Annotated in this window: 15 protein-coding genes; 5 read left to right on the forward strand and 10 right to left on the reverse strand. The window is 34.4% G+C overall.

Annotation, left to right across the window (positions count from 1 at the left end):
* Nucleotides 1-554: 554 nt before the first annotated feature.
* Nucleotides 555-1,790 carry an ABC transporter permease gene (locus BLV91_RS07170; protein ID WP_091431263.1) on the reverse strand — a complete coding sequence of 412 codons (1,236 nt, stop codon included), beginning with the start codon at nucleotides 1,788-1,790 and terminating at the stop codon, nucleotides 555-557.
* A gap of 87 nt (nucleotides 1,791-1,877) precedes the next feature.
* On the opposite strand from BLV91_RS07170, the gene BLV91_RS07175 reads away from it, so the two are divergent.
* Nucleotides 1,878-3,137, forward strand: a complete 1,260-nt coding sequence (locus tag BLV91_RS07175) for an exo-beta-N-acetylmuramidase NamZ family protein (protein ID WP_245709627.1) — start codon at nucleotides 1,878-1,880, stop codon at nucleotides 3,135-3,137.
* A 39-nt stretch (nucleotides 3,138-3,176) separates the two neighbouring features.
* Here the strand turns inward: BLV91_RS07175 and BLV91_RS07180 are convergent, their stop codons facing one another.
* Nucleotides 3,177-3,671, reverse strand: a complete 495-nt coding sequence (locus tag BLV91_RS07180) for a YkgJ family cysteine cluster protein (protein ID WP_091431265.1) — start codon at nucleotides 3,669-3,671, stop codon at nucleotides 3,177-3,179.
* A 73-nt stretch (nucleotides 3,672-3,744) separates the two neighbouring features.
* Here BLV91_RS07180 and BLV91_RS07185 point away from each other — a divergent pair, with 73 nt between their 5' ends.
* Together BLV91_RS07185 and BLV91_RS07190 are read left to right on the forward strand one after the other, a co-directional pair.
* A complete protein-coding gene (locus BLV91_RS07185) occupies nucleotides 3,745-4,452 on the forward strand; it encodes a class I SAM-dependent methyltransferase (protein ID WP_091431268.1) in 708 nt (235 codons plus the stop codon).
* Nucleotides 4,453-4,491: 39 nt separating this feature from the next.
* Nucleotides 4,492-5,034, forward strand: coding sequence for a YfiT family bacillithiol transferase (locus BLV91_RS07190; RefSeq protein WP_091431271.1), 543 nt, complete (start codon nucleotides 4,492-4,494; stop codon nucleotides 5,032-5,034).
* Nucleotides 5,035-5,113: 79 nt separating this feature from the next.
* On the opposite strand, the gene BLV91_RS07195 is transcribed toward BLV91_RS07190, so the two are convergent.
* The 7 genes from BLV91_RS07195 to BLV91_RS07230 all read right to left on the reverse strand — a co-directional run bounded on the left by BLV91_RS07195 (nucleotide 5,114) and on the right by BLV91_RS07230 (nucleotide 11,736).
* Nucleotides 5,114-5,746 carry a 7-carboxy-7-deazaguanine synthase QueE gene (locus BLV91_RS07195; protein ID WP_091431273.1) on the reverse strand — a complete coding sequence of 211 codons (633 nt, stop codon included), beginning with the start codon at nucleotides 5,744-5,746 and terminating at the stop codon, nucleotides 5,114-5,116.
* A 245-nt stretch (nucleotides 5,747-5,991) separates the two neighbouring features.
* Nucleotides 5,992-7,662 carry a tetratricopeptide repeat protein gene (locus BLV91_RS07200; RefSeq protein ID WP_091431659.1) on the reverse strand — a complete coding sequence of 557 codons (1,671 nt, stop codon included), beginning with the start codon at nucleotides 7,660-7,662 and terminating at the stop codon, nucleotides 5,992-5,994.
* Nucleotides 7,663-7,701: 39 nt separating this feature from the next.
* Nucleotides 7,702-8,631, reverse strand: coding sequence for a PstS family phosphate ABC transporter substrate-binding protein (locus BLV91_RS07205; protein WP_091431275.1), 930 nt, complete (start codon nucleotides 8,629-8,631; stop codon nucleotides 7,702-7,704).
* Nucleotides 8,632-8,864: 233 nt separating this feature from the next.
* Nucleotides 8,865-9,662: an energy transducer TonB gene (locus BLV91_RS07215; protein WP_091431280.1), complete on the reverse strand. Its 798-nt coding sequence runs from the start codon at nucleotides 9,660-9,662 to the stop codon at nucleotides 8,865-8,867.
* A gap of 40 nt (nucleotides 9,663-9,702) precedes the next feature.
* Nucleotides 9,703-10,251, reverse strand: a complete 549-nt coding sequence (locus BLV91_RS07220) for an ExbD/TolR family protein (protein ID WP_091431282.1) — start codon at nucleotides 10,249-10,251, stop codon at nucleotides 9,703-9,705.
* 18 nt (nucleotides 10,252-10,269) lie between these two features.
* Nucleotides 10,270-10,881, reverse strand: a complete 612-nt coding sequence (locus BLV91_RS07225) for an ExbD/TolR family protein (RefSeq protein ID WP_091431284.1) — start codon at nucleotides 10,879-10,881, stop codon at nucleotides 10,270-10,272.
* A 36-nt stretch (nucleotides 10,882-10,917) separates the two neighbouring features.
* A complete protein-coding gene (locus BLV91_RS07230) occupies nucleotides 10,918-11,736 on the reverse strand; it encodes a MotA/TolQ/ExbB proton channel family protein (RefSeq protein ID WP_091431286.1) in 819 nt (272 codons plus the stop codon).
* A 387-nt stretch (nucleotides 11,737-12,123) separates the two neighbouring features.
* On the opposite strand from BLV91_RS07230, the gene BLV91_RS07235 reads away from it, so the two are divergent.
* Together BLV91_RS07235 and BLV91_RS07240 are read left to right on the forward strand one after the other, a co-directional pair.
* On the forward strand, nucleotides 12,124-13,656 hold the full coding sequence (locus BLV91_RS07235; protein WP_091431288.1) for a helicase HerA-like domain-containing protein: 1,533 nt from the start codon (nucleotides 12,124-12,126) through the stop codon (nucleotides 13,654-13,656).
* Between the two features lie 98 nt (nucleotides 13,657-13,754).
* A complete protein-coding gene (locus BLV91_RS07240) occupies nucleotides 13,755-14,117 on the forward strand; it encodes a cupin domain-containing protein (protein ID WP_091431290.1) in 363 nt (120 codons plus the stop codon).
* Nucleotides 14,118-14,217: 100 nt separating this feature from the next.
* Here BLV91_RS07240 and BLV91_RS07245 read toward each other — a convergent pair whose 3' ends face one another.
* A complete protein-coding gene (locus tag BLV91_RS07245) occupies nucleotides 14,218-15,555 on the reverse strand; it encodes an FAD-dependent oxidoreductase (RefSeq protein WP_091431292.1) in 1,338 nt (445 codons plus the stop codon).
* Between the last annotated feature and the right edge of the window lie 30 nt (nucleotides 15,556-15,585).

The following is a 15,585-nucleotide window of genomic DNA, read 5'->3' on the forward strand; positions in this document are numbered from 1 at the left end:
TAAAGAACTTATTCGTTGTTGCGGGTGCAAAAGTACCACCTTTATTGACTAATTCAAGCTTTTTATTCGCCTTTTTTTGATGTTTTCTTAACTTTCGCTTTAAGCTACTGAAAACCCGTGATTTGAAAGGTGTTTTTTTCCTCCCCTACCAATAGCTATCAGGACTATCCTATAAAAACAAAGACTTTGTGGAAGTAGCTTGACTATAAACCCTGTATTAAATCAATAATTTCCTCACTCCAATCCCGAAGCGCCGGGAACGAATTCCCTAAAAACTCCCAGTTATTCAAGAATTCCCGAAGCCTTTATAGCAAATAACAAAGCTTCCTGCCTTTGAAAGACAGGAAGCTTTATGAATATTGCTGTAATTTTAAATTTACTACCATATAACAAGGACGCTTTCTTGTCAATTAAAAACAAAAACAACTTTTTGAAAGCGACTCCCTAGCCCTGATAGCAACGAAAATCCTTATATGCCGGCGTTCGGCATATAAGATTGTAGTGAATAGCAGGAAATAGCTCCTAATTTAAAAGACAGAACGGCAATTTAATCTTTAATCAAAACGAATGGCTTTGACGGGTGAGATTTTAGTTATTATATAGGAAGGGATTAACAACACTAGGAAACACACGCTAATCGTTAGAAGGTTCAGTAATCCTATATATCCCCAATTAAGATATACTGGCGCCTCATTTACATAGTAATTTTCAGGATTGAGCTGTATTATTCCAAAATGCTGCTGAATTAATAAGATAGATATCCCAATAAGGTTTCCCCAGAATAATCCGCGAAGAATCAGATAGGACGCATTGTACAGAAATATTTTACGAATACTCCAGTTGTTTGCGCCTAGCGCCTTTAATATCCCAATCATTTGGGTACGTTCAAGAATGAGTACCAGCAATGCCACCACCATGTTAATGGTTGCTACCAATATCATCACAATCAAAATGACTATAATATTGAAATCAAATAATTGAAGCCACTCAAATATATAACTGTATTTTTCTATTATGGTTTTAGTGTCAAGCGTTGAACCCGTTTGTTGATAAACCTGATCTCCCACTGGCTTTATATCGTCAAAATCATCAACGAAAACTTCGAAAGCCCCAACCTGATCGGGTTTCCATTTATTAATTCGTTGCATATGCCGGATATCTCCAATAATATACGTGGCATCAAATTCTTGAAAACCTGAATTAAAAATCCCCATGATTTTAAACCTTCGAATATTAGGCAACTTATTCTGCCCCTCTTTCATAAAGAAGGTGTTAAATGCATCTCCTACTTTCAGCTTTAATCTATTGGCGAGGAATTGAGAAATCAATACATCTTCATTTACTTTAGCTGAAAAATCAGGTAATTTCCCAGAAACAAGATAGTCCTCTATGTTTTTCCACTGATAATCAGCACCAACACCCTTGAAAACAATTCCCTCAAAAGCGGTCTCTGTTCTTATAATTCCAGCTTTGCTTGCAATGGCCTGAATATGACTTACTCCGTCAACCGATTTAAACTTGGGATAAAAATCCTGATTTTTCGAAATTGGGACTAAAGTAACTTCTGATTGGTTATTGTCATAATTGGAAATAATGATATGGCCATTAAATGCTGATATTTTTTCCCGTATCTTTTGTTGCAGCCCAATTCCTGTTGCTACCGAAACAATCATCATGATCATTCCTATGGCAATGGCTGAAATTGCAATTTTTATAATTGGTGCAGATATGCTACTTTTATAATCTTTAGCAGTTATTAGTCGTTTGGCTATGAAGTATTCTAAATTCAATTTTATTGAGTTTCTTATTTGGCTTCAAAAATACAGCTAAAACGCGAATTACACTAATTGACACTAATTTATTCTACACCAATAAATATGATTCTATTTATAAAAAAAATCTCGTTTAAAATCATTCCGTTGACTCTTTTATTAGCTTGTTCTAGCATAACAGACAGAAACAACGTATCAAAGAAGAACTGGGCTCAAGATACTATTGCAACTGCAGTTTACTCAAAAGAGGAATTAATAAAAAGCGAAAAAAACAACGCATTAACCACTAAAACTGGTGCAGATAATTTTGAAGCCTACTTACCTTTATTACAAGATAAAAAAATTGGAATTGTAACGAACCAATCGGGGCTCTTATCAAACGGCATTCATATTGTCGATTTTCTTGTAGAAAAAAATATCGCAGTTCAAAAAATATTTGCACCAGAACATGGTTTTCGAGGGACTGCTGACGCAGGCGAGCATGTAGTTGATGGGAAAGACAGCACAACAGGACTTCATATCATATCACTATATGGCGACAACAAAAAACCGAAGCAAGCACAATTAGCCGGAATCGACATTATGGTATTTGATCTGCAAGATGTAGGCGCCCGATTTTACACCTATATTTCCTCTTTGCATTATGTAATGGAAGCTTGCGCCGAAAATAACATCCCACTAATTATTCTTGACAGGCCTAATCCTAATGGAAACATTATGGACGGCCCCATTTTAGAAAAGGAATATTCGAGTTTTGTAGGCATGCACCCAATTCCTATTTTACACGGTATGACTATAGGCGAATATGGACAAATGATTAATGGAGAAAAATGGTTGAAAAATAATATTCAATGTAAGTTAACAATTATCCCTTGCACTAATTACAACCGAGAAATGACTTATAGCCTCCCTGTGAAACCATCACCGAATCTCCCGAATGATCAATCCATTAATCTATATGCAAGTTTATGCTTTTTTGAAGGAACCAATGTAAGTGTAGGCAGAGGAACGGAGAAACAATTTCAAATTTACGGATCTCCTTACTTACCAAAAAGCAACTTTAGTTTCACACCAAAACCAAACGTAGGAGCACAAAACCCAGTTTATAATGGGGTCGAATGTTTTGGTGAAGACTTGTCGGCTATTGCCAAAGTAAACCAATTGGAATTAAAATGGCTGATTAACGCTTTTAAAACCACCAACGACAAATCAAAATTCTTTAACGCGTTTTTCACAAAACTAGCAGGAACTAAAAAACTTCAAGCCCAACTGGAAAATGGACTCCCTGAAGAAGAAATAAGAAAAAGCTGGGAAAAAGGATTAACCTCGTTTAAAGAAATGAGAACAAGATACTTGATATACTGATTTGACTTCAACAGCCAAGAAGAAAGAAACAGCAACGTTCTACAACGGCAATTTCTTCTTCATTTCTTCAACTATATTATAAGCTGCAGGGCAGATTGCAAGATTTTTTAAAGTTAAATCTGTAATTTGATTAAACTTCTTTCTGTCTGTGTGAGGAAATTCTCTACATGCTTTTGGTCGCACATCATAAATCATACATTCATTCTCATCATCTAGAAAAGTACAAGGAACACTTTGCAGCACATAATCCTTATCTTCATCAATGCGCAAGTTTTGTTCGATAAACTGCTGTGGTTTTTGTTTCAAGTATTTTGATACGCGCTCGATGTCTGCTAATGTAAACAATGGTCCCGTTGTTTTACAACAATTAGCACATTTTAAACAGTCCGTCTTCTTAAATTCAGCGTCATGTAAATCCTGCATCACATAATCTAAATTCTTAGGCGTTTTCTTTTTAAGCTTATCGAAATACTTTTTGTTTTCTATATGCTTATCTTTGGCTTCTTTAGGAAGGTTGTTTAAAATGTGTTTCAAGTTTAAAATTTAAAGTTGGAACCACAAAAGTAACAAACTTGTAACCTGAAACCTGAAACTTTAAACAAAAAAGATGAAAGACCTTTTTGGCAAAGCCATCCTTGATTTTCAAACGAATAATTCTCCTGAAGACTTAATTACCGAAACTACAATTTCCGAAGAAGACGAAATGAGTGTAGCTTATCTATTCCGTTCCTATAGCGAAATGCCAAAAATGGAACAAAAAGCACTTCAACTTGCCAAAGGCAGAGTACTGGACGTAGGTTGTGGCGCAGGAAGCCACAGTTTGACTTTACAAAATGAAAGAAATTTAGAAGTAACGGCAATCGACATTTCTGCAAATGCAATTGCAGCTTGTACATTACGCGGAATAAATGACGCAAGAGTACAAGACGTTATGACCCTGGAAAACGAAAAATACGATACCATCTTATTATTGATGAATGGTGCAGGTATGTGTGGAAAACTAAAAAACATTCCAAAATTCCTTTTAAAACTAAAATCGCTACTGAATCCTGGGGGACAAATTTTAATGGATAGTTCTGACATCATCTATATGTTTGACGACGACGAAGATGGCGGAAAGTGGATTCCATCTGACAATGCCTATTATGGCGAAGTTGTTTTCAACATTGCTTACAAAGGCGAAAAAGAAAAACCTTTTGACTGGATGTATATTGATTACAACACCCTTCAGAACGCGGCGTTCGCCAATGACTTAAAATCAGAATTGATTTTAGAAGGCGAGCATTATGATTATTTGGCAAAGCTTTCGATTTAGAAGCAACCACAAAGACTTAAAAAAGTAAAGCAGCGATAAATGGAAAATCTAAATTTAGAAAAATTAAGCTATCCGATTGGAAAATTTACAGCTCCTAGAATTTATTCCAAAAATTACCTGTTAGAAAAAATAGCAGAAATAGCAGCTTTTCCAGAAATATTAAAAAAGGAAGTCGCACATTTAACAGCGTTACAACTTGACACATACTACCGTGAAGGTGGCTGGACGGTACGTCAACTAATTCATCATTGCGCAGAAAGCCATATGAATTGCTATATAAGAATAAAATGGACTTTAACAGAAAACAAACCAGTCATAAAACAATATGATGAAAATTTGTGGTCTGACCTAAACGATAGTCTAACAATGCCCATTGAACCCACTTTATCATTACTTGAGGGATTACACTTTAGACTGGCTTACATTATGAATAGTCTATCCGAAAAAGATTTAGAAAAAAGCTTCATTCATCCTGAAAACGGAAATGAATTTGCGCTTAAAGAAATAATTGGAACGTATGCTTGGCATGGAAACCATCATTTAGCACACATCACCGAATTAAAAAAAAGAAACAACTGGTAAAAAAAAATGCTTGATTGTATAATACTAAAAAAGCCAAACAACGACTATTGTTTGGCTTTTTTACGTATTAATATTCCGATTACGGTATATTTAGATATTTATGTGTTTGTAGTGATACTCTCCATTTTGGATTATTCATTACATAGTCCACTATTAGCGGCGTCATTTCTTCTTTCTTGCTCCATTCTGGCTGAAGAAATAGAATTGCGTCGTCGTTCACCAACTCAGCTTGCTCTTCTGCAAAAATAAAATCATGCTTATTAAAAATGATGACTTTCAGTTCATGCGCTTTGTCATAAACCGTTTTGGTAGGTAATTTATTTTTCTTTGGCGAAAGACAAATCCAATCCCATGTTCCGGTAAGATCATAGGCTCCAGAAGTTTCAATATGAACCTTACGCTGATTATCCTTAAGCATTTGTGTTAGCAGAGTCATATCCCACATTAATGGTTCTCCTCCTGTCACCACGACAGTTTCAGCATACTTACTTGCATTTGCTACAATTAAATCGACACTTGTAGGAGGATGCAAACTAGCATTCCAACTTTCTTTAACATCGCACCAATGACAACCTACATCACAGCCACCTATCCTTACAAAATAAGCCGCAGTTCCCGTATGAAACCCTTCACCTTGAATTGTATAAAACTCCTCCATTAAGGGAAGCATCGCCCCTTTATTCACTTCTAACTGTACTTCTTTTGATAGCATTATTGTAATTTAAAGCTGCAAATATAACCAATTTGAAAGTGAGTAATTAAATTATATGGAAATGCTTTCTAAAAAATACCTACAAAACTATCTGAATCCTACTTACTACTCTTCATATAGAAACAAAAAAAGAAGAGATAAAATCGACAAATCAACTAGAAACCAACTTGTAATTTTTTATAAGTAAACAAAAAAAAAACCGATAGCGTTAAAGCTATCGGTTTTAATCTATTAAATAAATTATATTATTTAAGCGTGTTCAAAGACTGTTTTGCGTATCCGTTTTCAGAATCTATTGCAAGTGTTTTATTAAAGAACTCAATAGCTTTTGCTTTATCTGTGTTAGCATAACCAGCAGCCATAGTGTTATAAGCTTCAATTAATTTAGTTTTCACTGCAGCTTTAGCCAATTCTTCTGCCCCTTTTTTAGTTACAATGTCAATATATTGTTGGTAATATTTAATCATCAACTCATCATTTCCAAGTAAACTATTAGTTCTTGCACGGTAAACATATACATCCTGAGTCGCTGGTGAAGCTTCAATTACATTTCCAAAAGCAATATCTGCTTTATTCAAAGCAATTGTATCTCTTACAGCACCGCTTTTTGTGTTATCAAAATACAAAGAGTTACCTAAATAGAAATTGTCAAGCAAATAGTTTTTAGATTCTTTGTAAGAAGTTGCAATTTCAAAGATAGCTGCTGCTTCTTTATACATTTTTTTCTCATAAAGATCTTTTCCAGCTTCGCTTAAGTCATTAGCGACAGCATTTTCCATGTCATATGCTTTCTTAACAAGAGCAATTCCTTTATTAAACAATACTGGTTCAGCAACTGTTGCGTCAGCACCCATTGTTGATTTTTTAATATTTGATAAACCAAGATATAAATAATCAAGAGACATCACATTATTAGATGCATTTGAAGTATAGTCTTGTAATGCTTTAATAGCAACATCCACATTATCATTAAAGTATGCAGAGTAACCTAAATAACGTAAAATCCTTGGATTTACATTGTCGATTTCCTTCATTTTATTAGCTTCAATTTCTAAAGCTTTATAATCATGAGCAACAATCAAGAAGTCAGCATGACGCATACGAGAAGCCAAAGAATAATCTGTTAGGCTCATGTATTTTTCATAATATGACAATGCTTGTTTCATGTATTCATCATTTTTAGATGGTACATTAACTGCCCAGTAGTAATAAGTTTCTGCAAGCTCACGGTAAAGTGGTCCGTAGTTAGGATTAGTTGCGATTACATCATTGAATGCTTTTACAGCTTCAGTATATGCTTTAGCTCCTTTAAGCAAAACCCCTAATTGCATTTTTGCTCTAATTAAAGAATTGTCCGCTTGAAATGCATTACGGTATGCTGAATATGCTTCATTTTGGTTTTTATCACCATAATAAGCATCTCCTAAAGCAAGCAACACAATAGGTTCTTGGTTGTATTTTTCATTAACTCTTTTTAAAGTACTGATAGCAGCTTTGTAATCTGGTTTTTCAGCATTCATATATGCTTTAGCAACATATACAAACTCTTCAAAATCTCTTCTACCCATTTCTTTAATAGCAACTTCAAATTTAGTTTTGGCAGCAGCTGAATTATTAGCGTTAAGATCTAATTGACCTAACCCAATATAATTAAAGTGCGCCTCATCCTTAGCCTTTACACCATTATCATAACTGATTTTTGCAGAATCCGCCACCTTTTGAGTAAGATAAACATTTCCTAAAAGGAAATAAGCAAGTCCTTTATCTGGATCTGATTTAATTATTGATTTTAACGTTGTTTTTGCATTTTGGAATTTTTCAGCGTCAATCTCTTTTTTTGCTTGATCGATATCTTGCGCATGACTTAACGTTACGGTAGCCAAAAAGGCAACACTTAAAATTTTAAATTTGTTCATTTTTAACATTTTTTTATTTATTCATATTCATATTAATTATCATTTTTTTTCTTCAATATTAATTGAATTTCTGATAATCATATTCCTTCCTGGCGTCCTAACTGGAAGTAAACCAGATTTTAAAATTATTCTTTGTCCTATATCCCCGGCAACAAATGAAGCGAACCCCATTCCTAATCCAGAGTATCCCTGACAGTTTATTATATACAAATCACGTGCCAAAGGATACTTTCCTTCTGCAATGTTATTTTGAGTAGGCGCAAAATACCCAATATTATTAAGACCTTTAACATTCAAAACGTTAATGTTTTTCATAAAATTTTTCATATTGGGCTTTGGTTGAGATAACCAATTGACTCCCAGCACACCAATCATTCCGTCATTTTCCGATACATATTTAATTACGTCTTCATTTGTTTTAAATGAAAAAACATCTTTTTCAGGCATTTCTTTGAGTCCTGCTAAATCATTAATATAACGTACTGTACTTGAATTAGGATTGTCAAAAACCAATCCTTTTACATTAGATTGTTCTTTACCTTGTAGAAACCTGATTACGTCCTCTAAATCAATTAAAGTATCTTTTCTGCTTTTGTTTGAAATAAACGCAATCGCATCCGTTCCTATCTTAGTGGTTTTAGGAAGAATCTTTTTTGACTGAAAAACTTTCGTCTCTTCATCACTCAGTGGTCTACTCAAAACAGCAATAGAACTGGTATCATTAAGCATAGCGTTGATCAATTCCCGTTCAGACTTTGCCACTAACGTAATTTTAGCATCGTACTTACTTTCAAAAATCTCTATCTGATCATCAATAATTGGTTTCAATGTTTCATCAACGAGAATCGTTGTTTTACCCTTAAGAATTGTCTCATTAGCCTTCTTAGGAGAATCACCTTCTTTGCAAGCTATAACCATTGCAAACACTAAAGCGACAGCTAAATACGGATATTTCACGAAGTTTTTCATAATTTACTCTTTGTTATCTTTAATAAAACGCGCTAACCTAATAAAAGCGTATATAATTAGTATCATTCCAAAACCAATCCTATATTCACGTTTCATGTCTAAAGGAAAGTTATCCATAAAGATAATAAATAATCCCAAAACAAAATAGACAACAAAAAACAAAACTCCTATAACGAGAAGAAATCGCTCTTTAAGCGATTTCTTCTGAATATTTCTATTTATATTTTCCAACATTAATCTGCAGTTTGAATAGTGATCGGAAGAGAATAAAGTACCCTTACCGGTTTTCCATTTTGAACTCCTGGATTCCATCTAGGACATCTTTCCAAAACTCTTATTGCTTCTTTTCCTGTTCCATAACCAATATCTCTAAGTACTTTGATATCTGTTAATGAACCATCTTTTTCAACAACAAAAGTAACGTAAACTTTACCTTTCAAACCTTCTTCTTCTGGTGCACGATAGTTTTTACCTACATAAGTGTAAAACTTATCCATTCCTCCTGGAAATTCAGGTTTCACTTCGATACCTGCCGTGTTGTAAATTTGATTGTCTTCTTCAACTATCTTAGTTGGTCCTGGCCCTACTGGCGCTACAGTTAATACTGCATCAGGATCTCCTTTGATTGTTTCAGCACCAATCTTTTTTTCCTTCATTTCGACAATCTTCGGTGGCTCTTCAGTCACTTCTTCTGCCTTAGCAACCACTGGCTTCACAAACTTAACCTGATCCACTTTTGGTGGTGGTGGTGGTGGTGGTGGCACATTTAATTTAGGCTCTTCTTTTTTCTTCGGTGGAAGTTTAATAGCAGTGATTTTAATATCCCTGTCTATATCTTCTTCGGCACCTTTAGGAAGTAAGTCTATGATAAGAGGAGCTGCCAGAGCAACACTAAAAAATATCGCTCCAAGAATAAGCGCTTTTATAGTAGTTTTTCTGTTTGACTTTCTTAATTCATAAGCTCCGTAAACTTTATTACGCCCTTCGAATACGATATCAAGCCATTGATTTTTTAATATGTCTAATTTCATTTTTCTTAATTATTAGGTTATTGGGGCATAAGAATAAAACTTACTTTCCTTCTAACAATTTTTGTTCCTCTGGTGTAAATTCAGGTACGATAGCATAGGTTTCAACTCCTGTAATTGCCATTTCATCAAGAATGTCAACTAAGTTTTTATACTTCGATTTCTTACTAGGTTTAATAATAACAATCATCCCTTTGTCTTTACTCCCTGTATATTCCACAACTGATACTTTTCGAGACAATAATTCTTTACGAATTCCGTCTTTACCAAAAGCCATGTCTTTTGGACCACCAATCGGCGTTGCTAACAACCCCATATAATAAACTAATTTATTATTTTCTCCTAACAAGACCGTCATTGTACGATTTTCATCTACTTTAATATCTTTGTTTTTAGAAGGATCATCATCTTTATCTGGCAACCCCAAACTCATCGATTGAGGTTTAGACAACGTCGTGGTAAGCATAAAGAATGTTATCAATAAGAAGGCCAAATCCACCATAGCAGTTAAATCTACTTTTGCGTTTGATTTTTTACTTCTTACTTTGCCACCTTTTCCGCCTCCGTCGTCGCCGGTATTTAATTCAGCCATTATAGTGTCTTTTTTTTATTAAAAATCTTTTCCTCTCAAACCAGTAACTAAACTAAAGCTATTGATTTTTTGCTCTTGTAAAATATCCATCACTTTTCTAATGGCTGGATACTCTTCTTTTCCGTCACCTTTAATAGCAACTTGCAATTCTTTATCGTTAACCTCTATATTAGCAATACGCGCATTATAGATCCATTCTTTTAACTGATTATCAAGCGAATCAATAGGAATACCAGGCTGCCCCGCTTTACTCCTATCAGCTGCTTTCATCTCAATTATTTGTTGAAGATTAAGAATCGGCACACCAAAATCATCCATCATTGAAAATGTCTGTTTATCAGCATCAGAAAAAGTCACACCGTATTTCTCTCCCATCAACTCTAAGGTTCTAGTACGAACTTCTCTTCCTTTCAAATCAAAGAATACTTTCCCTTGACCTACTGTTAAAGTAGCCAAATCAGATTCAGGCAATTTAGTCTGAACTTGTGAAGCAGGAAGATCTACAACTAGTGCTTCAGGTATTTTGGCTGTTGAAGTCATTACAAAGAAGGTAAGCAAAAGGAATGCGACATCGCACATAGCAGTCATGTCTGTAGACCCCGGATTTTTTTTTATTTTTATTTTAGCCATTCTTTATGTTTTTTATTTGATATAAATATCAAAATATTATTGCTTCAAACTTCCTCTGAATCTTCTGTAAGTATTCACAATTGAAACAGCAGCTTCGTCAATAGAATAAGTTAAGTCATCAATTTTTGAAGTAAAGAAATTGTAAGAAATAATCGCTACAGCTGAAGTTCCAATACCTGTTGCAGTATTAATAAGTGCTTCAGAAATACCATTTGCCAAAGCCGCTTGATCAGGAGTTCCTGCCGCTGCCAATGCACCAAATGCTTTAATCATACCCGATACAGTTCCTAACAATCCAACAAGAGTACCCAAAGAAACCAAAGACGAAATAATCGTCATATTCTTTTGTAACATAGGCATTTCAAGTGAAGTAGCTTCTTCTATTTCTTTGTGAATAGTCTCTGCTGCCTCTTCACTATTAAATCCTTCTTTCTTAACTGCTTGGTATTTCACTAGTGCAGATTTAATTGCATTTGCAACAGAACCTTGTTGTTTATCACAAGACACAATAGCTTCTTCGATTTGACCTTCTTTGATACTTGCTTGTATCTTAGTCATAAAAGTATCTAATTTAGTTTTTCCAGCTGCTTTAGATATAACGAAAAATCTTTCAATAGAAAAAACAAGAACCATTAATAACATTCCTAACAATACTGGTACAACTACACCTCCATGATATACTTGTCCTAAAAGATTCAAAGGATGTCCTGTTTCAATATTTCCACCTTCAAAATTCGAAGGGTTACCCATGATGAATTTCCAGATTAATACACCAACACCAATACATGCAACAATAATAAGCCCTGAAACCATTCCTCCTCCGTTTGAAGTGCTTTCTTTTTTAACGTTTGCCATTTTTTTTAATTTTAATAGTTTTAAATAATTTATTTTTAGTTATAATAAACTTGTAGTCCCGCAAATTTATATGAATAGTTCAAATAAAAAAACTTTTTTTAATTTTATTCAGAATTAATTTTATTCGGAATAAAATCAGATTTTACAATTATTTGTTTTTTCATCAGCATCGTTAAACAAATTTACTGTTTTTTAAAAAATAAACCATGTTTTTATGAATTAAAAAGATATTAATTCAAAATTTAGTCTGTTATAGTTAAAATTATTTTTTTTACTTATTAGCAACAAAATAGGAATAAACATGAGTTAAACACGAAAATACTTCCATTTAAATCAAAAATAATTTTAATTATAATATATTGCATCTCATTTTAATTGATTTACACCATGGGCAAGAAAGAAGATTTTATAGAACTAATCACTGAAGGATATACTTCAAAAGGAGAGAGTATAACCCTAGGCGGCGCAATCCTTGACGGTGAAGCCTTGGGAGATGCCCATGTAAAAATTCCATTAAAGACTTTAAATAGACATGGATTAATTGCAGGTGCAACAGGTACTGGAAAAACAAAAACTATCCAAGTTCTATCTGAGCAATTATCTCCTTTTGGAATTCCAGTATTAATGATGGACATCAAAGGTGATTTTAGCGGTATTGCAAAAGAAGGTGAAGAAAAGTCTTTTATAACAGATCGCCATGCCAAAATCAACCTTCCTTATCATACAGCAAAATTCCCAGTTGAACTATTAACCCTATCTGAACAGAATGGAGTACGGCTTCGTGCCACCGTTTCTGAATTTGGCCCGGTGTTATTTTCTCGGATTTTAGACCTTAATGACACACAAAGTGGTGTAGTATCAGTGATTTTTAAATACTGTGATGACAATAAGATGCCTTTATTAGACCTAAAGGATATCAAAAAGGTAATCAACTATATTACTGAGGAAGGCAAAGAGGAAATTACAAAAAGCTACGGAAGGATATCCACTTCGACTACAGGAATCATTCTAAGAAAAATTATTGAACTAGAACAGCAAGGAGCAGAACTGTTTTTTGGCGAAATGTCATTTGATATTGATGACTTAATGCGAATTGACGAGAACGGAAAAGGCTATATAAATATCCTTCGATTGACCGATATTCAAGATAAACCTAAGTTATTCTCTACTTTCATGCTAAGTATGCTAGCTGAAATCTACCAACAAATGCCCGAAAAAGGAGATTCAGACCAGCCAGAATTAGTCATATTTATTGACGAAGCACATTTAATCTTTAATGAAGCGAGTAAAGCCTTATTAGAACAAATTGAAACCATTGTAAAACTAATACGATCTAAAGGAGTTGGTATTTATTTTGTAACACAAAACCCAATGGACGTTCCAAGTGGCGTATTGGCGCAATTGGGATTAAAAATCCAACACGCATTGCGGGCTTTTACAGCAAAAGACAGAAAATCTATCAACCAAACTGCTGACAATTATCCTACTTCTGACTATTACAATACTAGTGAAGTCTTGACTAGCTTGGGAATTGGTGAGGCATTAGTTACCGCACTTAACGAAAAAGGAATCCCCACTCCTCTTGTAGCCACCATGATGCGTGCTCCAATGAGCCGAATGGATATTTTGACCGAAAGTGAAATACAAGAAATCAACAGCAAATCGAAGTTAGTAAAAAAATACAGTGAACTTATCGATCGTGAAAGCGCATACGAAATGCTCAATAAAAAAATCACAATTATCGAAGAGGAAGCTGCTCAAGAAGAAAAAGAGAAACAAGAAGAAAAAACAACTAAAACCATAACAACCCAATCAAAAAAAGACAATAGCGCAATGGGTAAATCAGTTATAAAAGTTTTAACTAGCGCCACTTTTATTAGAGGAGTCTTTGGGATTTTGTCGAAAATATTAAAAAAATAAAATTTAATGATAGAGATGGAGTTTCAAGTTTACTTTGAAATTACCCAAATAAGAACTCCAAGATTCATCTATTTTGCAAACAACATATATAACAAAAAATGAAAAAATATTTCATCCAAAATGCTCCTTTTATTGTCCCAACGACGGATGGCAAATTAATTGAAGAGCACCATGGATTGGCTTCGACCAAGAACCCAGACATTTCCATTGCTCACATGATCGCGCCTCCAAAATGGAGCGAACCCTATCAAACCCCTGAGTTTGACGAATACACTTATATTATAAAAGGAAAAAAGCAATTTATTATTGATGACGAGATTGTCATACTTGAAACTGGGCAATCTATTAAAATAGAGAAAAACACTCGGGTTCAATATTCAAACCCTTTTGATGAAGAATGCGAGTATATCGCGATTTGCCAGCCTGCATTTGATTTCACAAAAGTGCATCGCGAGGAATAATGTAGCCCCGATAGCAGTGAAAATCCTTTATTATCCTCTACCGTTTAGGTAGAGGATAAAAAAGATTGCAACGAATAGCGGGAATAGCTCCTAAAAAAAACTATTTCAGCAATTCGAGTATTTTATTTTCGATTAGTGCGCTGTCCCAGACATTCTCAATATTCTCTGTTTTTAAAACTTTCTCCATAATAGCATTTTGAAGATCACCGATACCCAAGGCTTCAGTATAAGGGCGGTCGCTAAAAGTCACTCTGCTATATAAAGGAATCCATTTATCAGGATGTTTATCTGAGAACCATTTCTCTATTTTCTTTTGCAAAAGGAATTTATCATCAGCCGTTTTAGAACTCATTTCCATAAAATTGCGGTACGAAAGTTCCGCTATAGCATCAGCATTTGGTTTGCGTGATTTTTGATATTCTGAAAAAATCAACTCCCAATTATCGCCATACTCTTCAATCATCTCATAAAGAACAGAAATATCCTCAAAACCAGCATTCATTCCTTGGCCGTAAAAAGGCACAATGGCATGACAGGCATCTCCAATCAAAGCTACCTTATCTTGATAAGTCCAAGGATAACATTTCATAGTCACCAAAGTACTTGTTGGGTTATTGAAAAAATCTTCGGCTAATTTTGGGATTACATCAATAGAATCCGGAAAGTTTTTTTCAAAAAAAGCTTCTACTTCCTTGCGGTCTTTTAATAAATCAAATGAGTTTTCGCCTTCAAAAGGCATAAATAAGGTACAAGTAAAACTACCATCCAGATTAGGCAGCGCAATCAACATATAGTCACCGCGAGGCCAAATATGAAAGGAATTCTTATCTAATTTATGTGTTCCGTCTGGGTTTGCAGGAATATTTAATTCTTTGTACCCCATATTCAAAAACTCTTGGGAGTAATTAAACATACTTTGACGTTGCATGCGGTGGCGAATTCTGGAAAATGCCCCATCAGCACCAAAGACAATATCATATTTTTTTTCTTCCCAAACTCCTCTTTCGGTTTCCCCGATATGTAAAGTGGCTTCTTTTAAGGTTACATCCCAGATTTTCTGGTCAAAGAAAAACTCTGCTCCAGCTTCTTCGGCAAGATCTATCATTTTTCGATTCAAGATTCCTCTCGAAATAGAGTAAATGGCTTCACCTTCTTGGCCGTAATTCTGAAAATTAAGTTTGTCTACCAAATGAATGGCACGTTTCTCCATGGGAATTGCAATTTCACGAACTGCATCTCCTACACCTACGCCGTCTAAAGCTTTCCAACCGCGGTTTGACATGGCTAAATTTATAGAACGTCCTGAGAATTGAATTTGTCTAATATCAGGACTTCTGTCATAAATATGAACTGTATGACCTGCTTTGCGTAAGTAAATAGCTAATAAAGATCCGACTAAGCCGGAACCCACTACAGCTATTCTTTTTGGAGTTTGCATTATTTTTTATAAAGAGTTAAGCAAAATTAC

The organism is Flavobacterium degerlachei (assembly GCF_900106645.1).
Classification (GTDB): Bacteria; Bacteroidota; Bacteroidia; order Flavobacteriales; family Flavobacteriaceae; genus Flavobacterium; species Flavobacterium degerlachei.